This window comes from Pelistega indica (assembly GCF_000506865.1).
In the GTDB taxonomy this organism is placed as follows: domain Bacteria; phylum Pseudomonadota; class Gammaproteobacteria; order Burkholderiales; family Burkholderiaceae_B; genus Taylorella; species Taylorella indica.
The window spans coordinates 1-25,076 of the sequence record NZ_AYSV01000064.1 but is presented as its reverse complement, the minus strand read 5'-3'; the positions used below and the strand labels follow the sequence as shown (position 1 = coordinate 25,076).

The window sequence follows — 25,076 nt, the reverse complement described above, 5'->3', positions numbered from 1 at the left end:
TTAAAACAGACATAGGCAAAATTATACTAAGTTATTTCTGTAGGGTAACGTTTTTTTATGTCATTTTAATGTTGACTTAACACCTTTTGAGGTGATAGTGTTTTTAWTCAATTGCCTGATAGAGTCAATTCGTTGGGCAATATCACTCATATTTTTTAATTCAATTCTTAGCTTATCAGGTCCTTGTAATTTGACATGACGATTTTGTTGGATTAATTCAATAATCATAACAGGATCAATTTTATTATCGTTAGCATTAAATACCAAGAGAGCAGAGTCTTCGCTAATATCAATTTTGAGGATACCAACGTTTTCAGCAAGTATTCTGAGACGATGTGTTGCCATTAGCATTATTGCGGCTTCAGGAAGTTTACCAAACCGATCCACTAATTCCTCTTGAATAGTGATTAAATCGGCTTCTGTTTCTGCATGAGAAAGACGCTTATAGATAGATAAACGCATATTGATATCAGGGCAATAGTCGTTAGGTAGCAGTGCAGAGGTATGTAAATTGACTTCTGTACTTAAATCAAAGGGTGACTCTAAGTCAGGCTCTTTTCCTTCTTTTAGTGCCTTAACCGCTCGATTTAACATATCTGCATACATGGTAAATCCAACCTCTTGGATATTGCCTGATTGTTGGTCACCCAAAACTTCTCCAGTGCCTCGAATTTCTAAATCATGCATGGCAAGATAAAAACCAGATCCTAATTCTTCCATAGATTGAATGGCTTCTAAGCGTTTTTTCGCTTGATTAGAAATAGCTTCTTCACCAGGAATGAGTAAGTAGGCATAGGCTTGATGATGAGATCGTCCTACACGACCTCTTAATTGATGTAATTGAGCTAACCCAAGTTTATCCGCACGATGAATAATAATAGTATTGGCACTAGGAACATCAATACCTGTTTCAATAATGGTGGTACACAATAGTATATTGCAGCGCTGGTGATAGAAGTCTTTCATCACAATTTCTAGATCGCGTTCGTGCATTTGTCCATGAGCCACACCAATACGAGCCTCTGGAATAAGCTCTTCTAAACGAGCTTTTCGATTGTAAATAGTATCGACTTCATTATGTAAAAAATATACTTGTCCACCACGTTTCAATTCACGTAATACCGCCTCTCGAATCGTGCTGTTATCTTCTCGACGAACAAAGGTTTTAATGGCTAGACGTTTTTGAGGTGCAGTAGCTATCACAGAGAAGTCTCTAATTCCCTCCAGAGACATACTTAGGGTTCGAGGAATAGGTGTTGCTGTCAGCGTTAATATATCCACTTCAGAGCGTAATGCTTTTAATGCTTCTTTTTGTCGCACTCCAAAGCGATGTTCTTCATCAATAATGACTAGTCCTAAACGTTTAAAGTTAATCTCTTTAGAAAGGACTTTATGTGTACCAATAACCATATCAACAGTCCCATCTTCTAAGCCTTTGAGGGTAGTAGTGACTTCTTTGCTGGTTCTAAAACGGGAGAGTTCTGCGATTTTCACTGGCCAGTCAGCAAAACGATTAATGAATGTTTGTGCATGTTGCTCGGCTAATAATGTGGTAGGGCAAAGCATAACCACTTGCTGACCATTAGCGATACAAAGGAATGCAGCACGTAATGCTACTTCTGTTTTACCAAAACCAACATCACCACAGACTAGCCGATCCATGGGTTTATCGCTAGTCATATCATGAATGACCGCATTAATGGCTTGTGCTTGATCAGGGGTCTCTTCAAAACCAAAACCCTCAATAAATTGTTCATAGTCTTGTAGGTCTAGTTTAAAGCTATAGCCATGACGCAACGCGCGTTGTGCGTAGATATGCAATAGTTCAGCCGCTGTGTCTCTTACTTGTTTGGCAGCTTTTTTTCGTGCTTTTTCCCATTGACCTGATCCTAATTTATGTAAAGGGGCCGTTTCTGGATCAGAGCCAGAATAACGAGAAATGACATGCAGTTGTGAAACAGGAACGTAAAGCTTGCTTTCACCAGCATAATCAATTTGCAACATTTCAACTAAATCACCATTGATTTGCATATGAGTGAACCCCTGATAGCGTCCAATACCATGTTGGAAATGGACAATGGGATCACCTATTTGTAGCTCCGATAGGTCGCGTACCATAGCGTCAACATCGCTATGTTTTTCTTGTTGTTTTCTTCGGCGTTGAGAGCCTGATGCACTTTCTGGATATAAATCATTTTCAGTGATAATGATGATCTTAGCCGCTTCAATACTAAAGCCTTTGGTAAGAGGTGCAACAACCAAAGAAAATAGATTTGGTTGATTAAAAAACTCGTCAATAGACGATACAACGGTATTAGGACGTAAACCATTTTCTTGTAAGAGTTGTAATAATGTTTCTCGTCTACCGGCAGAGTCTGCACATAAAAGAATTTGATATTGCTCGCTATGGATTAGCGTCTTTAAGTGTTGAAAAGGCTCATCAGTACGTCGTATAACAGCCACTGTAGGAGGATCTGAAATTACCGAAGGATTTTTTTCATCAAATGTTAAGCGAATAAATTGCTTTAAATTTAAATAAAATTGCTCATTGCTTAAAAATAATAATTCTGGTTTTAGAACAGGACGTTCATTGTCTGCACTTAAGAATTGGTAACGTTTTTGGGTGTCATCATGAAACCCCTGAATGGTTTTTTCGATATCACCAAGCGTAACGCTTAGACTATCGGCTGGTAAGTAATCAAAAATAGTCGCTGTTTGTTCAAAAAATAGTGGTAAATAATATTCAATTCCCGCAAAATTAATCCCATTGCCAACATCCCTATAGGGGAGTGAACGTGATGGGTCACCCTCAAATGTTTCTCTAAAGCGAGCCCTAAAATATTGTCTCGCTTCGGGATCCATTGGGAACTCTCGTCCCGGTAATAAGTTCACTTCGTTTACTGTATAAATACTGCGCTGTGTGTCTACATCAAAAGAGCGAATAGAGTCGATTTCATCATCTAATAAGTCGATACGATAAGGAAGAGCAGATCCCATAGGGAATAAATCAATAATGCTCCCCCGAACACTGAATTCTCCTGAACTACTCACCTGACTAACATGAGTATAGTTTGCCAATATCAGTTGATCTTTAAGGGCTTGTTCATTTAGTATCTCACCTTTTTTAAAGGAAAAAGAATAAGCAGCTAAAAAACTAGGGGGAGATAATCGATATAAGGCGGTTGTCACGGGTAGCACAAGAATATCGACATTATGTTGAGAGAGTTTGTTTAGGGTTTGTAGACGTTCTGAAATGAGGTCTTGATGGGGAGAAAATGCATCGTATGGTAGGGTTTCCCAGTCGGGAAATAGATGAATATTTAACTGTTGATCAAATAGTCGCATTTCTTCCGTTAGACGTTGTGCTTCTAATGGGTCAGCACAGAAAATTACCAAGCATTTTTTAGATGATTTGGCGAGTCGAACTAACCATAAAGCATCTCCAGATCCTGTGGGTTTTGCAACAGTATATTTTTGCCCTGCTTTGAGCGTAGATGGAAGCTGTAATGATTGGTTTAAAACGGAAGAAACTACAGTCACGATGATTACTTAATAGGAAAAAGTTTTATTATATCGCTGATTAGACAGTATTTAACAATCGACTTTATATATCGTATTTTCAAAAAGACTGTCTTAAATAGTGAGCTTACTTTACAATAACTTAGCAAAGACGTTAAGAGTTTACCTATATATGCAACAACAAAGAATTTTAGTGCTTATTCCTGCAGGAGGAATAGGGTCTAGAGCACAGACAGAGAATAATCATTATCCCAAACAATATCGCAAAATTGCCGATAAGACGATGCTAGAGCATAGTGTGAATGCCTTATTAGCTCATCCAATGGTGCATTCTATTCACATTGGGGTTTCTGCTTCTGATACATGGATTAATCAATTAAATTTGCCTGAACAATGCTCAGTACATAAGACAGGCGGTGAAATGAGGGCAGATACGGTATTAAATACACTAAACGCACTTGATATTACTGAACTCGATTGGGTATTGGTTCATGATGCGGCTCGTCCTGGTTTACCTTTTGACGTATTAGATAAGCTTATTCGCACATGTTTAGAAAAAAAAACAAGGTGGTATTTTAGCTTTGCCTGTAGGAGATACCGTTAAACAAGCGAGAACAAGCGAAGATATTCCGAGCATTGAAAAAACTATCCCGCGTTGTGGGTTATGGTTGGCACAAACACCACAGATGTTTAGAGCTAAGCTTTTACAAAAAGCCTTACAGCAAGTTAAACAAAATCAGTTTGAGGTGACTGATGAGGCAAGTGCGATGGAGTTTATGGGTTATCCAGTGTTATTAGTACAAGGTCATTGGCGAAACCTCAAAGTCACTTGGCCGAGTGATTTTGAGTTAATGGAGAAGTGTTTATGAGATTAAGGGTTGGTCAAGGTTTTGATGTACATGCTTTGGTGGAGGGGAGAGACTTAATTCTAGGTGGTGTAAAAATTCCCCATACGCATGGTTTACAAGGGCATTCTGATGCAGATGCTTTATTACATGCTATTACTGATGCGCTTTTGGGGGCAGCTAGTTTAGGGGATATTGGTCGATTATTTCCTGATAATGACCCTCAATTCAAAGGTGCAGATAGTAGGAAATTATTGAGAGAGGCATATTCTCGTGTACAAAAAATAGGGTGGAGCGTGATAAATGTAGATTGTACGATTCACGCACAGGCACCTAAGATTATGCCATATGCAGAGCTAATGGTGGCGAATATTGCTGATGATTTAGGTTTGGATAAGGATTGTGTCAATGTCAAGGGAAAAACAAATGAGGGGCTTGGCTACTTAGGAAGAAAAGAGGGGATTGCGGCTAATGCTGTTGTGCTTTTGAGTAAGTGATGCAATATGAATAAATTAACGTTAGATGTTGTAATTCCTTGTTATAACGATGAGGTGACTTTGGCACAAGCTGTGTCTAGTGCACTACAGCAAAAAGAAGTGCGTCACGTTATTATTGTGGATGATGGTTCAACAGATAACAGTTCATTGATCATGCAAAAACTGGCTCATCAATATACACAGGTGCGTTTATTATCAATGCCTAAAAATAGTGGTGTTGCACAAGCACGGAACTGGGGAGCCATGCAAAGTGATGCGGATATACTAGCGTTCTTAGATGCAGATGATGAATATGATTATGGAGCTTTAAGTGCTGCATACATGGTTTTTCAGAAATATGCTTATATCAGTTTAGTTCGTTTAAAACTATATCCGATCAATTTGCCAACACATTATCAGACACATCCTAATTTTGCTAAAGCTTGGCAAACTTTAGAAATGACTGTGGGGGGGAATATGGTATTTCGACGCAGTGCTTTTATGGCTGCAGGAGGTTTCCCTCACCATGAACTGTTCCGTCGTCTTGGGGGTGAAGATGGAGCTCTAGGTATTGCATTCACTCGCTGTAGTGTTGTCGGAACACTCTTTGGGGAACAGGAGCCAGGAGTTAAACACCTTTGTCATCCTAAAGCGCATGCTTTGTATTTATTAGATACCGCTTTGTTTAATCAGGTAGAACAACGGGTGAGCAAAAATGATTTGGTAAAAGCTGAAGAGGTGACGGCAGAAATTGTCAATCGTTTGCTGGGACTAAAATCTATCTTAAATGTTGAAACAGCAGGAATAATGCCGTTTTATTCCTGAGAGATTATAGGTCATTGAGGGAGTATTACTTCGCTCGAACTAATAAATGAGCGAGCGAAGTAAGCGTAAGTTCCGTAAATTATTTACCTTGTGCTGCTAGTACTTGTGCCGTTGCATTTACTACAGAAGCAATACGGCCGACATCTTGTAATTGTTCAACTGTAAGGCCAGCAGCTTTTGCACCATCGTAATGTGATTTTACGCAGAAATGGCACTTACCAATAATAGAAGCCGCTAAACCAAAAATTTCGAAACGCGCTTTTTCGATACCACCATGGCTAGCATAAGCGTTCATACGCAATTTAGCGGGTAGTGTGCGTAATTGCTCATCCCCACTCATTTCCGTAAAGGGATAGTAAGCATTATTCATACCCATTAATGCGGCTGCTGTTAAGACACCATTGATATCTTCTGGGCTGAGACCTTGTTTGAATTGTTCCACTAAAAATGTACTTTTAGCTGCGTAAGCGGCTGCTAACGCAACACCAATAGCATCTTCTGGTTTTAAAGAAGAGCGAGCAATGGTACCATCAATATTCAAACGAATGTCTTTTGCCCAGTCGGGGATTTCATTTTTGATTGCTGTTAAAAATTCCATTTTACCTACCTCTTAGATGTTTGAGTTCACATTAGATACAAAAAGACCCAGCATATAGCAAGCTGGGTCCATAGCTATATGTTTATCTATAAAGCTAATTATAGAGTTTCACCACCTGCAGCACGGTTGCAAGGGCATAATTCGTCAGTTTGTAAACCATCTAGAATACGTAAAACTTCTTCAGGGCTACGACCAACGTTTAAGTTATTTACAGAAACGTGTTGGATAACGTTGTCTGGGTCAACAATGAAAGTTGCACGTAAAGCAACACCAGCACTTTTTTCGCGGATACCTAATTGGTCAATTAAAGAACCTGTTGTATCAGAGAATTGGTAGTGACCTAAACGATCTAAATCTTTGTGATCACGACGCCATGCTAATTTACAAAACTCGTTATCTACTGAACCACCCATTAATACAGCATCACGATCTTCAAAATCTTTAGCAAGATTGTTGAACCCTACGATTTCTGTAGGGCAAACGAATGTGAAATCTTTAGGGTAAAAATAAATGATTTTCCATTTGCCTGGGAATGAGCTCTCAGTAATGTCTTCAAAAGCTGAAACACCATTTTCTTCGTGATTATTAAAGCCTGGTTTAACACCAATTACTTTAAATGCTTCTAATTTATCGCCAACTGTTTTCATCTTAAGTCCTTTATCGGTTAATTAAAAAAAAGTCGTTATGACTTAGTTGATGTTTAATATTCTATAGCTATTGTAAATGATTGTCTAATTGATTATTTTTATTAATGGTTAAGGGAATTTCTATCCTGCATATTAGCCCATTTGGCTTATTTTGCAAAAAACGTAACTTCCCACCAACAGCAGATAATAAGCGTTCACAGATAGGTAAGCCCAAACCTGAGCCATTGACACCTGTGCGTGCTTGGTTACCTCGCCAGAATGGTTTTAAAATCTTTTTTATATCTTTGGCATCAATGCCTTTACCTTGATCTTTTATATCAATGTATAACATAAAATGTCGACTAAAAGCTTTTACTTGAATATCTAGTTTGCCATCATGATCTCGACCGTAACGTCGAGCATTTTCAATGATATTACCAACAATACGTTTTAGATTTATTTCAGAAATGCGAGCAAATAAATTATCTGCTATATGATAGCTAAATTGTCCTTTTAGTTCTTCGGTATAGACTTTCTCAATGCTGCATATTTGATTTAATGCCTCGCTCACATTTATGGGAGAAATATTCTCAATATTAATAGGGCGTGCATAGTCAATAATTTGATTAATAAATTGATGAATCTGATCTAAATCTGCATCAATGGCTTGTTTAGATTCCTCACTTACTTTATTTAGCTCTATTTCTAAACGAATCCGTGCTAATGGCGTGCGTAAATCATGAGAGATCCCAGCAAGCATTAACTGTCTATCGCTTTCTGCTTGTTGCAATTCTCTCACCATACGGTTGAGATCGCCATATAGTAGACGTAGTTCGGCTGGACCTTTGTCTTCGGGGAGTTCGTCAGGTATTTTTCCATAACTAACGTCTTTTACAACTTCAGTAATTCGTTTAATTGGTGTATGAACAAAAAAGGCAATGAATGCAGAGCCAATAAGTGATAAAAAGGCAGCAAGGAGTGTCCAATAGAGCCATTCACCAGCCAAATCTGTTTTAAAATGAGAGGTGTCAATTCTTAGCCAATAGTTAAGCCCATTTTCCGTCTGAAATTTTATCCATAAGTCTTGTTCACCATTAACCTCATAAGCTAGTACTAAATTGTCTTTTAGACCAAGATCTTTATTAAGATGAGATGCCACAATATTCCAAAATTGTATTGGAGGTAAGGGAGTATAGTTATCTTGCTTATGATAAGTATTGACTTTGGTATCACTAATGGTGAATAGTTCCTCAAGTAACGTAGGAATCCGTTCTGGAGAGGAAGAGCGAAAAATTCGATCTGTTAAGCGATAGACGGTGGCAGCTTTTTCGGCTAGTTGGATTGCTCTTGGCTCTTGTTGAGCAAGTAGGAAAAAAAATAGCCAGAGAGAAATGCTTCCAAATAAAATTGTGAATAGGATGAGAAAGGCTCGACCGAAAAGACCAAGCCTTAATTTATAGACGATTTTTTGAAATGAATGAGACCAAAATCTGGAGGACATAGCTATGCTTGAGTGATACCAACATCAGCATCAGGCACAAAAACATAACCTAGCCCCCAGACGGTTTGGATATACATTGGCTTTGCTGGGTTCGGCTCTAATAACTTACGAAGGCGCGAGATTTGTACGTCTAAACTTCTGTCAAAAGCTTCATATTCGCGACCACGTGCTAATTCCATTAATTTATCTCGAGACATAGGTTCACGAGGATTACGGGCAAATACTTTTAGAACAGAAAACTCACCAGTGGTAATAGGAATAAGCTCTCCACTTTTGGTTAGTGTCCTTGTGGATAAGTTAAGAGTATATGGGCCAAAATTAATAATTTCGGATTCTTGGCTAGGTGCGCCAGGGTGCTCTTCAATTTGTTGACGACGTAAAACGGCATTGATACGAGCTAATAATTCTCTAGGATTAAAAGGTTTCGTTAGATAATCATCAGCACCCATCTCTAAGCCAAGAATTCGATCGATATCTTCGGATTTGGCAGTTAGCATGATGACAGGAGTGGTATCTCCAGCTCCACGGATTCGACGACATATGGAGAGACCGTCTTCTCCGGGAAGCATAACATCTAAAATATAAAGATCAAAATGTTCACGCTGTGTCGCTTTTAACATTTCTTTGCCGTCCTCTGCAATTTGAACAGCAAATCCTTGTTCTGATAAATAACGTCGTAATAAATCTCTTAAACGAGGGTCATCATCAATTACAAGAAGTTTTCGAGGTAGAACAGTTGTAGTATTTTGCATAATGTATATTTCGAAAGTTTTGAAAGTATCAAATATGTAACTGATACAATGTTACATAAAAAAAAAATTTATTTGCTATCCCTAAAAGTTAAATATCAGATTATCGTAATAGTCTGAAATCTGAAATTTATTTGTTCTATTAATGATTAAATTAGTTAATTTGCTTGTAAAATATCTCTATTGCAGTCTATTTTGCTTAAAATTCGCTTATTCTACTATGCTATTGCTATAAATGAAAATCATTATTAGAGGTGCTTATTTTTTGAGCCTAATAAATTTTGCTATTCATCAGATAAGCACCATAAAACCAAGCTCTTGTTCAGTGCTATCTGAATAAAATAAAGCTTTATATGCAATAAGTAATGAGAGAATATGACAAACTATATCGCAATTGATAACGCTAATACTAGTGCTAGTGTCGCTTTGTTGATTGATAATAATCAAAAAAATGTCATATATCAGCGTATTTCTGATCTAGAAAGAAATAACTCAGAACAAATTTTACCTATGTTAGATGAGTTATTGGCACAGGCTTCTTTAGATAGGCAGTCTATTGATGGCATCGTATTTTCCCAAGGGCCAGGAGGATTTACAGGTCTTAGAGTGGCTTGTGGTTTAGCTCAAGGGTTAGCGTTAGGGTTGGATATACCAGTTGTCCCTGTCTCTTCGTTGGAGGCTACTGCGGAATTATCTTTGCCTTATATTGATGATGGCTTTATGGTAGTTGCTTTAGATGCTCGTATGCATGAGGTCTATTTAGCTGTTTATGATGTTAAAGCAAAACAAGTTCAAGAAAATCCTATTGTTTCTGCAACACTTATGCAGGTGACTGATGTACAGGAGTGGATTAATCAACAATTCGATGCATGGTGTTTGCTTTATCAAAAAAAACCAGAAGCCACTAAAATTTGTTTAGCGGGTAATGCTATGGAAGCTTATCCAGACAGTTTTTTATGGGAGATAGGTGGTCGTTGGTTAAAAGGTAATGCACAATGGGCAACAGCCGATACATTGGTGAGGTTAGGTGCAAAAAAATTAAAAACACAGGGGGGGCTATCATTAACTGAGCTTGCTCCTCTCTATTTGCGCGATAAAGTGGCGTTTACGACAGAGGAAAGGGAAGCTGGGATGGGGGGTAATCCCAAAATAGCCCCACCAGAATTTACGCCATTACAACAACGATTATTTAGACTCGTTGAGCAATTGAAAGAGAATAATTATTGGATTCGCCCGTTATTAAGAAGTGATTTGCCAGCCGTGATAGCAATCGAAAATCAAACACAAGGTAATCCTTGGACTGAAGGTATGTTTATGGCGGGTTTTTTGCACCTAAACTATAGACTTTGGGCATTGATTAATTCAGAGGATGAACTCTTAGCTTATGCTATTCAATTGGTTGACCCAGAAGTAGTGAATCTAATGACTATTTCTGTAGCACCAACTCTGCAACAAAAAGGGATTGGTAGTCTATTATTAGAATGGTTAGAAATTTATATACAATACCAAGATACGATGCCCAAGGTGCAATTATTAGAGGTTAGGGAATCAAATACGCATGCTCAGCGTTTATACCAAAAATTTGCGTATGAACAAATCGGTATGCGTAAAAATTATTATTCAACGGCATCCAATCAAAAAGAAAATGCCTTAGTACTGCAAAAAACGTTAAGATAAGGTATGTCCATGAATCCTGAAGTTCCCATTACACATTTGCAATCATTATGGATACAAGAGCTTGGTATTTCCATGCTTTGGGGAAAAAACTTAACACCAACAAGCGCTCAAGTAGTAACACCGAGTACTACAGGTTTAGCAAAAGATAAAGCAATGGAAGGGGGCGCAGTTGGTGTTATTCATGATAAGGCTGATCATAACTCAGTGCCGTTAGAGCAAACAAGTGCGGTTCCTTTGATAAAAAGAGCATCTGCTGAAAACCAGACGAAATCTGGGCGGCAACATAATGAACAATCAAAAGTGTTAAGTGAAATTCAGTCTTCATTACAAAAGCGTATTCATCAACAATCGCGCCGCAGAGTTCAAGAAAATGAAGCATTAAAAGATTATCAAGCACCATTAATTCATGCAAAAACATGGGATGCTTTGCAAGCAGAGTTAAGTGCTTTTTATATAGAGAAGCAAGTTGTCGCTAGTGAGGCAGATATTCTTTTTGGTCAATTGGGAGATAATTCTTCCAAATTGATGATTATTGAGGAAATGCCAGGTATCAATGATGTTCTTGAGAAACAAGTATTTTCGGGTGCTTGTGGTGAACTCTTAGTAAATATTCTTCAATCAATTGGTTTAGATAAGCATAATGTAACTATTACTAGTTTATTAAAATATCATGCACGAGATGAAGTTGCCCCAGAACGCTATACACAGTTAGCTCCGTTTTTACAAGCACAAATTCAGCTAGTTCAACCAAGTTGTATTTGGCTACTAGGTACAAGAACTGCACAATCATTTTTAGATCAACCACAGACAGCGATTGAAACATTACGGCAACAGCAATGGAGCTTTCCGTTAGAGAATAGGGTCATCCCTGTTTTTATTAGTTGTCACCCAAGTTTAGCGTTAAGCAATGCGCGTTTAAAACAAGATATTTGGCAAGATTTGCATCAGTTTTATGCATTAGTTTAATAAGTTATATTATTAACATGAATCAGCGATATCGCTAACAAGTCGTTGTCTTAGACTGTCAACAATAATACCGTTAGGGCTATCCAAGAAAAAAGCTATTTCTATTGGATATAGAAATAGCTTTTTTTATTTATTGATATGGTTAGGGAAGGGCGATATTAGTGAGTTAATGAGTCGCTTTACCGTGGCAAGACTCTCCAATTTCATCAAATGCTTGAGGATATTTGCGTTGATTGTATTTGCATAACAAGATAAGTAAGTACATCAATACTGCTACTAAGAGACCAAATAAAATAATAATGGTATTAATGTGTAATCCTAAACTCACCATAAAACCATAGACTAGCACCATGAACAGAATATTTAACTGTTCATTAAAGTTTTGTACGGCAATTGAGTGACCTGCTGAGAGTAATACATGACCACGATGTTGTAATAAGGCATTCATGGGTACGACAAAGAAGCCAGAAAGACCTCCAATAAGAATTAAGACACCATAAACAGCCCATGTTTGTTTTACAAGCACCATCAACATGACGGCAAATCCCATAACTACACCTATAGGGAGAACGGAAATCGCTTTATCTAAAGGAACTTTGCCGGCAAGAACAGCGCCGATAATGGTACCTATTGCAGCGACACCCATTAAATTAGCCGAAGCAGAGACATCTAGCCCTAAATGGTCTGTTCCCCATTTGAGAACAACTAATTGAATGACAGCGCCAGCTCCCCAAAATAGAGTGGTAACTGCTAGTGAGATTTGTCCTACCTTATCTTGCCATAGGACTTTAACATAGTTAGCAAAAGAACCTAATAAGATAATGGGGTTTTTAGGCTGTTTCGGATAAATAAAATTTGTTTTAGGGATGAGTAAATTTGTCACTGCTGCTGCAATATAAATAAAACCAATGATAATAATGGCAATTTCAGCAGGCGTATCTTTAAAGGGTTGGAAAGCAGGGAATTGTAAAAACCAATCTACAACTTGGTCTTTGATCAAAAATCCCCCTAAGACAAATCCAAAAATAATAGATAATACGGTGAGACCTTCAATCCAGCTATTGCCTTTGACTAAATCTTTGGGTGGCAGTAATTCAGTTACAATGCCATATTTTGCCGGAGAATAGGCGGCAGCACCAATACCTACTAGAGCATAGGCTAAACAAATAATAAATGTTTGTAATGCTGGGTCTTGATTGGCTAAATGCCCAGAAACAAACATCAACATACAGCCAAGAATTTTGATAGAATTGGTAAAGAACATTACCTTACCTTTTGGGAAGGTATCAGCAAAAGCGCCTACAAAAGCAGCCAGTGCGACGTAAGAGGCGGCAAATGCCCATTTGAGAGCAGAGTCTAACCAAGCAGGTCCGGAAAGTTGATGAATCAATGCGATTGCCGCAATAAATAAAGCATTATCTGCAAGAGATGATAATGCCTGTGCGATCATTACTGTAAAAAAACCTTTTTTCAAAACTTCCCCACTGTTGTTTTTGTATGTTAATGAGTAACGTAAAAAAATGAATGTAAATTGTTTTAAGGGAGGGTCTTTTATTGACTTATTCTTCCTTTAGCTAGGTTATTATATTGTTTTCGGTTCCTCTAGTGAGATATAAATCACTTTTATCTGAAATTTGCTACTTATTTTAATGGTTTGTTGTGCGTTTAACTCAAATTAAATTATCTGGTTTTAAATCCTTTGTGGATTCTACAGTCATTCCTGTCCCTAGTCAGTTAGTTGGTGTTGTGGGACCTAATGGTTGTGGTAAATCGAATATTATAGATGCTGTACGCTGGGTATTAGGAGAGACCAAAGCGTCCGAGTTGCGTGGTGAGTCCATGCAAGACGTTATTTTTAATGGGTCTGGAAATCGTAAACCTGCCGGTAGGGCTGCAGTTGAATTAGTATTTGATAACTCTGAAGGAAGAGCGGTTGGGCAATGGAGTGTTTATTCTGAAATTGCTGTAAGGCGTGTGCTTACTCGAGACGGAACAAGCAGTTATTTTATTAATAATCAACAAGTCCGTCGTCGAGATGTTCATGATATCTTTTTGGGTACTGGGTTAGGTGCCAGAGGTTACGCTATTATCGGGCAAGGCATGATTAATCGTCTGATTGAGGCAAAGCCAGAAGAGTTAAGGGTGTATTTAGAAGAGGCAGCTGGTGTGTCTCGTTATAAAGAACGTCGTCGCGAAACAGAAAATCGCTTAGCAGATACACATGAAAATTTATTACGTGTAGAGGATATTCAGACCGAGCTTGAAAAACAATTAGAAAAATTAGAGTCACAGGCAGAAGTAGCAGGACGCTACCGACAGTTGCAGCAAGAAGGAGAGAAAAAGCAATTTGCTCTTTGGTTAAACCGAGAGGAAAATGCCAAACAGGATCAGCAACGTAAAGCCTTAGAAATTGAAGCGGCACAAACAGAGCTTGAGGGATCAATGGCAGAGTTAAGAGCTATTGAAAGTGAAGTAGAGTCCCGCAGGCAGGCTCATTATCAGGCGAGTGATTTGGTGCATCAAGCGCAAACACATTTTTATGAAGCGAATACCCAAGTTAGTCGTCTAGAAACAGAAATACGGCATGTAGTGGATTCACGAAATCGCTTAGGCTCACGTAAGACTCAATTGAATGCCAAAATTCAGGAATGGCAAGACCAATATAATCACTGTGATGAGCAAATTACACAAATAGAAGAGGAGTTAGCCGTTGGTGTAGAGCGTCTTGAAGAGGCAAAATATCAAGAAGATGAACTGCGTGCTTCCTTGCCTACCTTAGAGGATGAGGTAAAGATAGCGAATAAAGAAAGAGAAGCGATGCGTTTTGCCTTGACTGGTATTGAACAAAATTTAGCCCTTATTGGACAACAACAACAAGATGTAAGTCGTCAATTGCAAGCATTAGATGTTCGTAAAGAGCGTTTAGAACAAGAAAAACGTAGTTTAGATGTACCTGAACATGACAAATTAGAAGAGTTAGAATCGGAGCGAGAAATCGCCCAAGAAAACTTAGCGATTGCACAGGAAAAATTAATTGAAACTGAAGCGGCGTTACAAAGCGCAGATGAACAGCGTGCCAGTATGCAGCAACATGCACAAGAAGAGGCACAACATTTAGCCAAATTAGAGGCACGATTAAATGCTTTGGTTGCTCTTCAAGAGGATGTGCAGTCCAAAGGTACTTTAGAACCATGGCTTAAAAAATATGAGCTGACTGGATTTAATCGATTATGGCAAGCCATTCATATTGAGTCAGGATGGGAAACGGCTTTGGAAGCTGTTTTGCGTGAAAAAATGACGGCTTTGCAAGTTCATAATTTGGATATGGTAGCCGGTTTTGCTACTGATTCACCTCCAGCACGCTTAGCGTTTTATAGTAAGAATGGCTCAATTCAGACGGTTAATTTTTCGACAAATTGGACGAATTTAGCATCATTGATTAAAGTGAATGATACTGATCTTAAATTATTGCTCAATCAATGGTTAGATGGGGTCTATATTGCGAATGATTTATCAACAGCCCTAAAAATGCGTTCACAACTGAAAGATGGTTGTCATTTTGTGGTTAAAGAGGGGCATATGGTAGACGCCTATGGCGTATATTTTTATGCAGCAGAGTCTGAACAAGCAGGCATGCTAGCTCGTCAGCAAGAAATTGAGAATCTTCAAAAAGAAATCCGTGCGGCTCAATTAAAGGCTGATCAATCTTTTGATGCCTCTTTGCGATCTGAACAAACCTATCAACAAGTGAATCAGTCCTTGGTTCCGGCTAGGCAACAAGTCGCTACATTGACGCGTTCTGTGCATGATATTCAATTAGCGTATACACAGATGCAAAGTCGTGTAGATCAATCTACTACATTAGCAAAACGACTCTCTCAAGATTTAGAAGATATTCATACTCAGACAGAGGAGTTAAATGCTATTTTGCTTGAGTGTGAAGAAAAGTTTGAAGCGCTAGACACAACCTTGGCTCAAGAGCAAGAAAAATACGCTGAAGTTCAGTTGCAAGGAGAGGATATCTCGGCTAAAACAGACGCCTTAAGAAACAAAATTAGAGAATCTGAGCGTCAAATACAAGAAATTGAATTTAGCCAAAGAAGTTTAAAATCTCGCCAAGAGGAATTAAGGCGTAACCGAGATTTGTCAAAAAGCCAGACAGATCAAGCTAAATTTGAATTAGAAAACTTAGAAGCTGAATTGTTTGAATTTGATGAAGAGGCGACTCGTTCTGGGTTGCAAGATGCATTAGTTATTCAGGCAGAAAAAAGTGCCTTACTTAATGATGCGCGAGTTAATTTAGATAATTTGGCGGCAAGTTTACGTGAAAGTGATGAGAGACGTCTAAAAATTGAACAGTCTTTAGATCCTTTCCGCGCTAAAATTATGCAATTGCAACTGGAAGAGCAGGCAGCACGTTTAGCGGTAGAGCAATTCTCAGAACAGTTAAATATTCAAGAAGTTGATCGTGATACTTTACGAGCAGAATTGAAAGAATTAGATGATAATTGGCAAAAAGTAACTTGGTTACAATCAGAAGTTCAACGAATTACGCGACAAATTGATGCGTTAGGTGCTGTCAATTTAGCTGCTTTGGATGAGCTTAATGAAGCACGTCAGCGTAAAACATTCTTGGATGAGCAACATAATGATTTACGAGAAGCTATTCATACATTAGAAGAAGCGATACGTAAAATTGATAAAGAAACACGAGAATTGTTACAAGACACCTTTAACCAAGTGAATGCTCATTTTGGTGAAATGTTCCCTCGTCTATTTGGAGGAGGGGAAGCAAAACTGAGAATGACAGGGGATGAAATATTAGATGCTGGGGTACAGGTAATGGCACAACCGCCAGGAAAACGTAATAGTACTATTCATTTGTTATCTGGTGGTGAAAAAGCATTAACAGCGACAGCATTAGTATTTGCACTATTTAAACTAAACCCTGCACCTTTCTGTTTGCTAGATGAGGTAGATGCACCATTAGATGATGCAAATACAGAGCGATATGCAAATTTAGTTTCAAGTATGAGTGATCAAACACAGTTTTTATTTATTTCTCATAATAAAATTGCTATGCAAATGGCAAAACAATTGGTTGGTGTTACTATGCAAGAACAAGGGGTTTCACGAATTGTTGCAGTAGATATTGATTCTGCTGTTAAACTAATGGGTGATGCGTAATTAGTATTTAGGAATGATATGTCAAGTCTGCAGATTAGTATTGTAGTATTAGGGTTATTAGCAATTTTAGGTGTTATAGGCTATAACTGGTGGCAAGAGAAAAAAGCTCAAGAGCGCATAAAAGAGCAATTTCCGACAAATGAGCATGACGCTCTGATGCAGGGTATTCATGCTATTAATCCAACTGAATATGATGAGCCTGTATTTAATGTTGATAATATGACTGTTACCTCAGCGTCGCAAACACATGATGATGAGTCGCCTGACCCATTATGTGAGGCAGTGTTTGATATCCGTTTTCACACGCCTGTCTTAGGTTCTCAGTTAATTAGCCATCTGCAGCCCTTAAAAGTTACGGGTCAAAAGCCTATCCGTTATTTCGCAGAAACATCAGACGGCTATAATCGTGTACGTTTACAACCCAACGAGATTTATAGCTCATTGCAAATGGCTATTTTATTAGCTAACCGTAGTGGTCCTCTTCGTCTTGAAGAATGGGATAGGGCAGTGGTCTTTGCAGACAATATTGCACAAGCGTTTGATGGAACAATTGAGCTTGCTAATAAAGAAGAAACATTACGTCGTGCAGTTGATTTAGATGAGTTGTGTGGTAGTTCTGAAGCTCAAGTAGGGATGCGATTACGTTTAGAAGGTGCACAACCAGTTAAAGCTATTTTAGCAATTGCACACCGTCTAGGTTATGTAGAATATGGTGCGGGTCATGTGCGTTTACATGAAAATGGTAAGCCTTTATTCTTATTGCTGTTAGGTGGTGAGTTAAGTTCAGAAGTGCGTTCTGCAGGCGTAGATTTTGTAGAATTATTGATTGACGTACCAAATAGTCAACCAGTCGATCAACCATTTACTAGACTAAGTAAAGCGGCTTTTGAATTAGCAAAAGCCTTAAATGCTGAAGTGGTTGATGATCAGGGGCAACCATTAACGCCAAACAATCCTGTGATTGAAGTGATGGATAAACAATTAGCTGAAGTATATGCTGATTTAGAAAGAAAAGGTTTTGCAGCTGGTTCAGAAAGAGCAATGCGATTATTTAGCTAATTAAGCATGGATATTCAATTTCAACTGGAACAATTGCGACAAGAAATTCGTCGCCATGATTATGCCTATTATGTAAAAGATGAGCCTACTATCTCTGATTTTGAGTATGATGCATTGATGCGTCAATTAATTGAGTTAGAGAAGGCTCATCCAGAATTAGTTACACCTGATTCACCTACACAAAGGGTAGGTGGCGCACCTTTAAGTGAATTTGCTCAAATCAAGCATGCACAAGCAATGCTTTCGCTAGGTAATGTTTTTTCACGTGAAGAATTAAATAGTTTTGACAAAAGAGTACGTGATGGCTTGGTTGATGCTGGTTTATTAGGCAATGCTCAAGAGGTTGAATATAACTGCGAGTTAAAATTTGATGGATTAGCGATTAGTTTACGTTATGAGAAGGGTAAATTAATTCATGCGGCGACTCGTGGTGATGGTTTTGTGGGCGAGGATGTGACAGCTAATGTACGAACCATGAAATCAGTGCCTTTAGTCTTAAATAATGTCTCTCCAGATGTGTTGGAAGTACGTGGTGAAATATTAATGAATCGCCAAGATTTTTTAATGTTAAATCAACGGCAATTATCATTGGGAGAAAAGACCTTTGTTAATCCTCGTAATGCCGCTGCAGGTAGTTTACGCCAGTTAGATCCACGATTAACTGCTAAAAGGCCATTGCGTTTTTTTGCATATGGCTGGGGTGAAATTAAAGGAGATCTTGATATAGGTCAGACACAATCCGAAAGATTAGATTATTTAGCTAGTCTTGGTTTTGTTGTTGCCAAAGAAAGACGAGTTGTTAAGGGTAGCGAAGGTCTATACCAGTTTTTTGAGCATATTGCACAAACACGTAACACATTGCCTTTTGATATTGATGGTGTAGTGTATAAGGTAAATAGTTTGTTGCAACAGCAGACGTTGGGTTTTGTGTCACGTGCGCCACGATTTGCTGTTGCACATAAATTTCCTGCTGAAGAAGCTCAAACTATTGTTGAAAGTATTGATATTCAGGTAGGTAGAACAGGTGCATTAACACCTGTGGCACGTCTTCGACCGGTTTTTGTAGGTGGTGTTACCATTACCAATGCAACATTGCATAATGAAGATGAAATCAAACGAAAAGATGTATGGATAGGTGATACTGTTATTGTGAGGCGTGCAGGGGATGTAATTCCTGAGGTAGTACGTTCATTACCAGAGTATCGCCCTATTTTTGTTCAACCATTTGTGATGGTTACGCATTGCCCTGTTTGTGGTTCAGCCGTTGAGCGTTTACCAGATGAGTCTGTATCGCGTTGTTCTGGCGGGCTATTTTGTGAAGCACAGCGTAAACAAAGCATTATCCATGCTGTCAGCCGAAAAGCGTTGAATATTGATGGTCTAGGTGAAAAATTGGTTGAACAGTTGGTTGATACTGATTGTATTCATTCTATTGCTGATGTTTATAAATTATCTGTTGAAAAGCTAATTCTCTTGGAAAGAATGGGGAGAAAATCGGCAGAGAATTTAATTGCAGCGATTGAGAAAAGTAAGCATACTAGCCTTGAACGATTAATTTACTCTTTGGGTATTCGACATGTTGGAGAATCTACTGCTCGAGATTTAGCCAATGCCTTTAAGCGATTGGATAATTTAGCTAGTGCTAGTATGGACGACTTACTAGCTGTTAATGATGTGGGTCCTATAGTGGCTGCATCAATTGCTAAGTTTTTTGCCGAACAGCATAATAAAGATGTTATAGCTGCCTTGTTTGAAGCAGGGTTAACTGTACAAGATGTGCAGTTGGCAAGTAATACCAATGATGCGATAGTAGGGAAAACGTTTGTCATTACCGGAACATTACCCACATGGAAGCGTGAAGAGGCGTCTCAGTATATTATCCAAGCAGGGGGTAAAGTGAGTGGCTCTGTTTCAAAGAAAACGGATTATGTTGTAGCTGGTAGTGATGCAGGTTCTAAATTAGAAAAAGCACAAACCCTAGGTATCAAGGTTATTGATGAAGCTGAGCTTAGAGGGTTATTGGCACAACATTAATTTTCATCGGAAATAACGATTTTTGTTTTACTACGTAATTTTTCGACATATTCCAGCATTTTCTTTTGCGTTAGAATACGTTGAATTTCAGGTGTGGCTTCTTGTAAAGAAGGTAACGCTATTGGACGTAAATCATCCACAATAATAAGATGATAACCGTATTGAGATTTTACCGGAGCGGTCATCTCTCCCTTGTGAGCCATTTGAATAGCCTGACCAAATTCAGGTAAGAACATTTCAGGGTTAGCCCATCCTAGGTCGCCGCCTTTTTTAGCGGATCCTTGGTCTATGGATTCTTTGATAGCAGCATCTTCAAAACTTATTTTGTTTGCTTTGATATTCTCACTAAGCTCTAGTGCTTTAGCTTCATCTTTCACTAAGATATGTCTGACTTTATATTCTTTCTTGCCTTCTTGTGATTTGATGGTTTCATCATAGGCTTTTTTGATGTCATCAGCCGTGATTTTGTTTTTCTTCGCTCCAGTCTTGCAAGAGACTATTGATGAGAATCTCTTTGCGAGCGGTTTCAATCGCCATTTTAATGGATTCTTTTTTGTCAATTCCTTGTTTTTTAGCCTCTTAGAACAAGAACATCTCTACTAATCAACTCATTAAGGACTGCTTGACGTTGTTCGGCACTAGCATTTTTTAAGCGCAAGGATTTTAAGGTGCTATCTAATTCATCTTTGGTGATAGGATTGCCATTAATGGTAGCAACATTTTGAGCAAATACAGAATTACTTAAACATAATGCAATCACTAAAAAAATTTTGTTCATATAACTATCCTTACTGGCTAAACACTAGATTTTATGGCGTTTTTAAGCATTATCCTTTTTGGGAACTATCAGGTATTTGCATATATTTGTTTAACCACAGTGATTGACCAACGGCAAATATGATTAATAAAATTGTTGTGCCAAATACTTTAAAGGTTCCCCATTGATCAGTAGTAAAGTGGCCTGAAAAAGCGACATAAAGATTGAGTAAGCCAACTATGATGAAAAAAATAGCCCAACTGTAATTCATTTTTGTCCATGCAATCTCTGGCATAGTAATCTGTGATTTCATCAGTGTTTGAATATAATTCTTATTGAATAGTAATTTACCAAAATCAAGAATTAGTCCAAATAACCAATAAAGAACGGTTGGCTTCCATTTGATAAAAGTCTCATCTTTTAGATAAATAGTAGCTCCTCCAAAGATGACAATAATAAATAGACTTAACCATGTTGAGCCTTCAATATTTTTATTGGTAAGCTTTAACCAAATAATCTGTGCAATAGCTGCTCCTATGGCTACCCATGTGGCGAGATAGATATCGCCTACTTTTAAGGCGATAAAAAATAGCACAAGGGGTAAAAAATCAAATAACAGTTTTTTCATAGGAACAAATAGCTTTTTATATTAATAATTTACCATTATAAACAAAAAGTATGTACTGCCGTTTGAAAGGTTGGTATAGTTGTTTCAGAATATGTTTGACCGTCTTGTTTATAAATTGTTGTTATTATAAAAAGATTGTCATTATTTTTTCCTAGTAGTTTCACTATTAGCAACAGATGAAAAAAATAGCTATAGTTATAACTAAGCATTTTTTAAATTCAAACTATTGTTACTTAATTTACCTATAGTATCGGAGTATAAGTATGAAAAAATTTACATTACGTGCCTTTAGTGCCGTATCAATGATGGCTTTGGTGAGTGCAGTATATGCTCAGCAGACAGTTAATGTGGGCGTTTCTGTGTCCGCAACGGGTCCAGCAGCATCTTTAGGTATTCCAGAAAAAAATACAGTGGATGTTGTGGCTAAGAAATTAGACGGTGACGTCACGATTAACTATGTTGTGCTAGATGATGCGACAGATACAGCAAATGCAGTACGTAATATGCGTAAACTTATCTCCGAAAACAATATCGATATTATGGTAGGTAGTACTGTTACAGCCGCTTCTTTAGGGTTAGTAGATGTAGCCGCAGAAACAAAAGTTCCTTTAATTAGCTTGAATGGTAATGCTGTAGTGGTTACACCTTTAGAAGGTGCTAGAAAATGGGCTTTCAAGACGGCTCAAAACGATAGCTTAATGGCAGCTGCGCTTAAAGCGTCTATGCTTAAATTAGGTATAAAAACATTAGGTATCATTGGTTTTGCTGATGCTTATGGACAGGGTTGGTTAAAAGAAATGACAGCCGCCCTACAAGGCACAGATATTAAAATCGTAGCCTCTGAGAGTTTTGCTCGTACCGATACGAGTGTAACTGGCCAAGTAATGAAAATTATTGCGGCTAAACCAGATGCTGTGCTAGTAGCCACTGCTGGTACACCCGGCGCTTTACCACAACGTGAATTAAAACAACGTGGCTTCAAAGGCCAAGTGTTCCATACTCATGGCTCTGCTAATAATGATTTTTTACGTGTGTGTGCTAAAGCGTGTGAAGATGTTATTCTTCCTGTAGGTCCAATGATGGTAGCGGCACAATTAGAGGATTCTCACCCAGTTAAAGATGTTGGTTTAGAATATACAAAATTATATGGTGATAAATTTGGTGCTGAATCAGTGAATGTATTTGGTGGTCATATGTGGGATGCTGCTGCTTTAATTAATGCCGCAGTACCTAATGCAATCAAGGCTGGTTTAAAACCTGGAACACCAGAATTCCGTGCCGCTGTACGTGATGCTTTAGAGCAAATTAAAAACGTCAAAGGCGCTCATGGTATCTTTAATATGTCAGATAAGGATCATGCAGGCTTGGATGAAAGAGCTCGTGTAATAGTAAAAGTAAAAGACGGTAAATGGATTTACCAGCCTGACTTATTGAAATAATTTTTTGATGTGATTAAACAATCTTAGGTGCTTATGACGCCATATAGTGCCTAAGATTGTTATTTTATTTGAGAAACCCATGGATTGGTCGATAGCAAAAATCTTAATACAAGACGGTCTGGTCACTGGTGTCATTTATGCGTTGATGGCAGTTGCACTAGTGTTAGTATTTGCAGTAACCCGAATTATTTTTATTGCCCAAGGCGAGTTTGTTTCCTTTGGTGCTTTATCATTTGCCATGATGGCAAGTAATCAAGTCCCCCAAACGATTTATTTATTACCGATAATGGGGGGAATTATTTTTATCAAAGAGCTTTATTTTTACTTCAAAGGTAAGCATGGTTTAAAACTATGGCAAAGCTTTTTGTTTTTTGTGGCTCTCCCGTTACTTATCATGTATGTGACGCCGCTTATCCTAGCGCAAGAGCCTAACTTATGGATTAAGGCGTTATTGACCTTAATTATTGTCGTCCCTCTCGGTCCTATGGTATATCGTTTAGTGTATGAGCCAGTGGCCGAAGCGAGTGTATTGACTTTATTGATTATTTCCATTGCTTTACATTTTGCCTTTGTGGGAACAGGTTTGGTGTTGTTTGGTGCCGAGGGATGGTTAGTATCAGAGCCATTCTTTGATGGTGAAGTGGACTTTTTAGGGCTCACTTGGCGTTATCAAAGTTTATTTGTTATTGGTATGGCATTAGTGACAATTTTTGGCCTATGGGCACTATTTGGTTTTACGCTGATAGGTAAGGCATTAAGGGCAACGGCTGTAAATCGTCGAGGTGCTCGGCTATTAGGAATTAGTACCTCTTTGTCTGGGCATCTGACATTTTGGTTAACAGCTTTTGTCGGTGTTTTGGCTGGGATTATGCTTGTTTCATTTATTCAAATTACTTATGAAACAGGCTTTATGATTGGATTAAAAGGTTTTGTTGGTGCAATTATTGGGGGATTGGTAAGCTATCCAATTGCTGCTGTGGGTGCGATAGGTGTTGGTATCATTGAGGCCTTTAGTACATTTTGGGCATCAGATTATAAAGAAGTGATTGTGTTTACATTAATATTGCCAGTGCTGTTAGTGCGTTCATTGTCTATTACTCATCATGACGAGGAGGAGTAAGTGATGCAACGACTAGTTATAGGGATTTTTATTGCACTATTAGCCATTATTCCATTGATACCAGCTACGCCGGAGTTCTGGATTAATCAGTTAAATACTATCGGTATTGCTTCTTTGGTCGTGGTGGGATTAGTCATCTTGACAGGTGTGGCGGGGATGACTTCGTTTGGTCAAGCTGCCTTTGTTGGGATGGGGGCTTATGCAACTGCTTATTTAAGCACTATCCTTGGTTATTCACCTTGGATAGGATTGTTGGCGGGGCTATGTATCGCTTTTGTAGTGGCTTATGTATTGGGACAAATTACATTGCGATTATCAGGTCATTTTTTACCATTAGGTACGATTGCACTTGGACTAATATTCTTTTACTTATTTGGTAATATGGACTTTTTAGGCCGTCATGACGGTATTCCTGGTATTGTCTCCATAGAGGTATTTGGCTACTCATTATTAAAAGCACGCTCTATTTATTATCTTATTTGGATTGTAGTTCTGATTGCTATTTGTTTAAGTTTGAACTTGTTGAATTCACGTACTGGTCGAGCGATTCGGTCATTAAAAAGTGGGGCGTCAATGGCAGAGTCATTCGGTGTTAATACGCAACACTATAAAATGATTTCTTTCGTTTATGCTGCCCTATTGGCAAGTATTGCTGGTTGGTTATATGCACATGAACAACGTGCTGTGAGCCCTAGTACATTTGGATTGAATTATGGCATTGAATATCTATTTATGGCCGTTATTGGAGGTTCTGTTAGTATCTGGGGAGCTATTTTAGGAGCTGCGCTAGTTATTATTTTACGTGATCAAATTCAGGCATATACACCTTATTTCTTTGATGAAAAGGTTAATGTTGAAATTGTTATTTTTGGAATTATGATGGTGCTGATTTTGCATCATGCTCGAGATGGTTTATGGCCAATCTTGGCTCGTGGTGTGAATAAAATCTTTGGTGATAAAACCGCGTCAGTCAATACTAATTTACGTTTTAATGAGCAAGCACCAGCGTTAACGCAACGCCCAACGTCCTGAAAAAGGAGATGTGGTATACTTGAATGTWRAKAAAMTGA

The 25,076-nt window shown here is 38.2% G+C and carries 20 protein-coding genes and 1 pseudogene; 12 read left to right on the top strand and 9 right to left on the bottom strand.

Annotated features, from left to right (window positions below; genetic code table 11):
• Nucleotides 1-60: 60 nt before the first annotated feature.
• Nucleotides 61-3,543, bottom strand: coding sequence for a transcription-repair coupling factor (gene mfd, locus V757_RS18995; protein WP_052019260.1), 3,483 nt, complete (start codon nucleotides 3,541-3,543; stop codon nucleotides 61-63).
• A gap of 148 nt (nucleotides 3,544-3,691) precedes the next feature.
• Between mfd and V757_RS29755 the strand changes: the two genes are divergently transcribed.
• The 4 genes from V757_RS29755 to V757_RS18985 are packed head-to-tail and all read left to right on the top strand — an operon-like array spanning nucleotide 3,692 to nucleotide 5,665.
• The gene (locus V757_RS29755; protein ID WP_315970371.1) at nucleotides 3,692-4,123 is read left to right on the top strand and encodes a 2-C-methyl-D-erythritol 4-phosphate cytidylyltransferase; all 432 of its coding nucleotides are present in this window, start codon (nucleotides 3,692-3,694) and stop codon (nucleotides 4,121-4,123) included.
• Nucleotides 4,101-4,388, top strand: coding sequence for an IspD/TarI family cytidylyltransferase (locus tag V757_RS29750; RefSeq protein ID WP_315970370.1), 288 nt, complete (start codon nucleotides 4,101-4,103; stop codon nucleotides 4,386-4,388). The genes V757_RS29755 and V757_RS29750 overlap by 23 nt, the downstream gene beginning before the upstream one ends.
• Nucleotides 4,385-4,861: a 2-C-methyl-D-erythritol 2,4-cyclodiphosphate synthase gene (gene ispF / locus V757_RS0113665; protein ID WP_143000575.1), complete on the top strand. Its 477-nt coding sequence runs from the start codon at nucleotides 4,385-4,387 to the stop codon at nucleotides 4,859-4,861. Before V757_RS29750 ends, ispF begins: the two co-directional genes overlap by 4 nt.
• A gap of 6 nt (nucleotides 4,862-4,867) precedes the next feature.
• Nucleotides 4,868-5,665, top strand: coding sequence for a glycosyltransferase family 2 protein (locus V757_RS18985; protein WP_023950105.1), 798 nt, complete (start codon nucleotides 4,868-4,870; stop codon nucleotides 5,663-5,665).
• A gap of 79 nt (nucleotides 5,666-5,744) precedes the next feature.
• Here the strand turns inward: V757_RS18985 and V757_RS18980 are convergent, their stop codons facing one another.
• The 4 genes from V757_RS18980 to ompR all read right to left on the bottom strand — a co-directional run bounded on the left by V757_RS18980 (nucleotide 5,745) and on the right by ompR (nucleotide 9,142).
• Nucleotides 5,745-6,263: a carboxymuconolactone decarboxylase family protein gene (locus tag V757_RS18980; protein WP_023950104.1), complete on the bottom strand. Its 519-nt coding sequence runs from the start codon at nucleotides 6,261-6,263 to the stop codon at nucleotides 5,745-5,747.
• A gap of 98 nt (nucleotides 6,264-6,361) precedes the next feature.
• Nucleotides 6,362-6,910 carry a peroxiredoxin gene (locus V757_RS18975; RefSeq protein WP_023950103.1) on the bottom strand — a complete coding sequence of 183 codons (549 nt, stop codon included), beginning with the start codon at nucleotides 6,908-6,910 and terminating at the stop codon, nucleotides 6,362-6,364.
• A 67-nt stretch (nucleotides 6,911-6,977) separates the two neighbouring features.
• On the bottom strand, nucleotides 6,978-8,390 hold the full coding sequence (locus tag V757_RS18970; protein WP_023950102.1) for an ATP-binding protein: 1,413 nt from the start codon (nucleotides 8,388-8,390) through the stop codon (nucleotides 6,978-6,980).
• Nucleotides 8,391-8,392: 2 nt separating this feature from the next.
• A complete protein-coding gene (gene ompR, locus V757_RS18965; protein ID WP_023950101.1) occupies nucleotides 8,393-9,142 on the bottom strand; it encodes an osmolarity response regulator transcription factor OmpR in 750 nt (249 codons plus the stop codon).
• Between the two features lie 372 nt (nucleotides 9,143-9,514).
• On the opposite strand from ompR, the gene V757_RS18960 reads away from it, so the two are divergent.
• Both V757_RS18960 and V757_RS18955 read left to right on the top strand, forming a co-directional pair.
• A complete protein-coding gene (locus tag V757_RS18960; RefSeq protein ID WP_023950100.1) occupies nucleotides 9,515-10,816 on the top strand; it encodes a bifunctional tRNA (adenosine(37)-N6)-threonylcarbamoyltransferase complex dimerization subunit type 1 TsaB/ribosomal protein alanine acetyltransferase RimI in 1,302 nt (433 codons plus the stop codon).
• 3 nt (nucleotides 10,817-10,819) lie between these two features.
• A complete protein-coding gene (locus V757_RS18955) occupies nucleotides 10,820-11,782 on the top strand; it encodes a uracil-DNA glycosylase (protein ID WP_081710647.1) in 963 nt (320 codons plus the stop codon).
• A gap of 166 nt (nucleotides 11,783-11,948) precedes the next feature.
• Here the strand turns inward: V757_RS18955 and lplT are convergent, their stop codons facing one another.
• Nucleotides 11,949-13,256: a lysophospholipid transporter LplT gene (gene lplT, locus V757_RS18950; protein WP_023950098.1), complete on the bottom strand. Its 1,308-nt coding sequence runs from the start codon at nucleotides 13,254-13,256 to the stop codon at nucleotides 11,949-11,951.
• A gap of 185 nt (nucleotides 13,257-13,441) precedes the next feature.
• Here lplT and smc point away from each other — a divergent pair, with 185 nt between their 5' ends.
• Genes smc through ligA form a run of 3 tightly spaced genes read left to right on the top strand, consistent with a single transcriptional unit; the run spans nucleotide 13,442 to nucleotide 20,062 of the window.
• Entirely contained in the window at nucleotides 13,442-16,969 is a 3,528-nt protein-coding gene (gene smc / locus V757_RS18945; protein ID WP_023950097.1) for a chromosome segregation protein SMC, read from the top strand.
• Between the two features lie 18 nt (nucleotides 16,970-16,987).
• A complete protein-coding gene (locus V757_RS18940) occupies nucleotides 16,988-18,028 on the top strand; it encodes a cell division protein ZipA C-terminal FtsZ-binding domain-containing protein (RefSeq protein WP_023950096.1) in 1,041 nt (346 codons plus the stop codon).
• A gap of 6 nt (nucleotides 18,029-18,034) precedes the next feature.
• On the top strand, nucleotides 18,035-20,062 hold the full coding sequence (ligA, locus tag V757_RS18935; RefSeq protein WP_023950095.1) for an NAD-dependent DNA ligase LigA: 2,028 nt from the start codon (nucleotides 18,035-18,037) through the stop codon (nucleotides 20,060-20,062).
• Here ligA and V757_RS18930 read toward each other — a convergent pair.
• Genes V757_RS18930 through V757_RS18925 form a run of 3 tightly spaced genes read right to left on the bottom strand, consistent with a single transcriptional unit; the run spans nucleotide 20,059 to nucleotide 21,447 of the window.
• Nucleotides 20,059-20,622, bottom strand: a complete 564-nt coding sequence (locus V757_RS18930; protein ID WP_052019258.1) for a peptidylprolyl isomerase — start codon at nucleotides 20,620-20,622, stop codon at nucleotides 20,059-20,061. The genes ligA and V757_RS18930 overlap by 4 nt on opposite strands.
• An 11-nt stretch (nucleotides 20,623-20,633) precedes the next feature.
• Nucleotides 20,634-20,840, bottom strand: a complete 207-nt coding sequence (locus tag V757_RS0113655; protein WP_031274282.1) for a hypothetical protein — start codon at nucleotides 20,838-20,840, stop codon at nucleotides 20,634-20,636.
• A gap of 49 nt (nucleotides 20,841-20,889) precedes the next feature.
• Nucleotides 20,890-21,447 carry a septation protein A gene (locus tag V757_RS18925; RefSeq protein ID WP_023950094.1) on the bottom strand — a complete coding sequence of 186 codons (558 nt, stop codon included), beginning with the start codon at nucleotides 21,445-21,447 and terminating at the stop codon, nucleotides 20,890-20,892.
• A 263-nt stretch (nucleotides 21,448-21,710) separates the two neighbouring features.
• On the opposite strand from V757_RS18925, the gene V757_RS18920 reads away from it, so the two are divergent.
• The 3 genes and pseudogenes from V757_RS18920 to V757_RS18910 form a co-directional block, all read left to right on the top strand.
• Nucleotides 21,711-22,886 carry an ABC transporter substrate-binding protein gene (locus V757_RS18920; protein ID WP_023950093.1) on the top strand — a complete coding sequence of 392 codons (1,176 nt, stop codon included), beginning with the start codon at nucleotides 21,711-21,713 and terminating at the stop codon, nucleotides 22,884-22,886.
• 79 nt (nucleotides 22,887-22,965) lie between these two features.
• On the top strand, nucleotides 22,966-24,006 hold the full coding sequence (locus V757_RS18915) for a branched-chain amino acid ABC transporter permease (RefSeq protein ID WP_023950092.1): 1,041 nt from the start codon (nucleotides 22,966-22,968) through the stop codon (nucleotides 24,004-24,006).
• A gap of 3 nt (nucleotides 24,007-24,009) precedes the next feature.
• Nucleotides 24,010-25,076 (top strand): annotated as a pseudogene (locus V757_RS18910) (branched-chain amino acid ABC transporter permease); the annotation flags it as partial.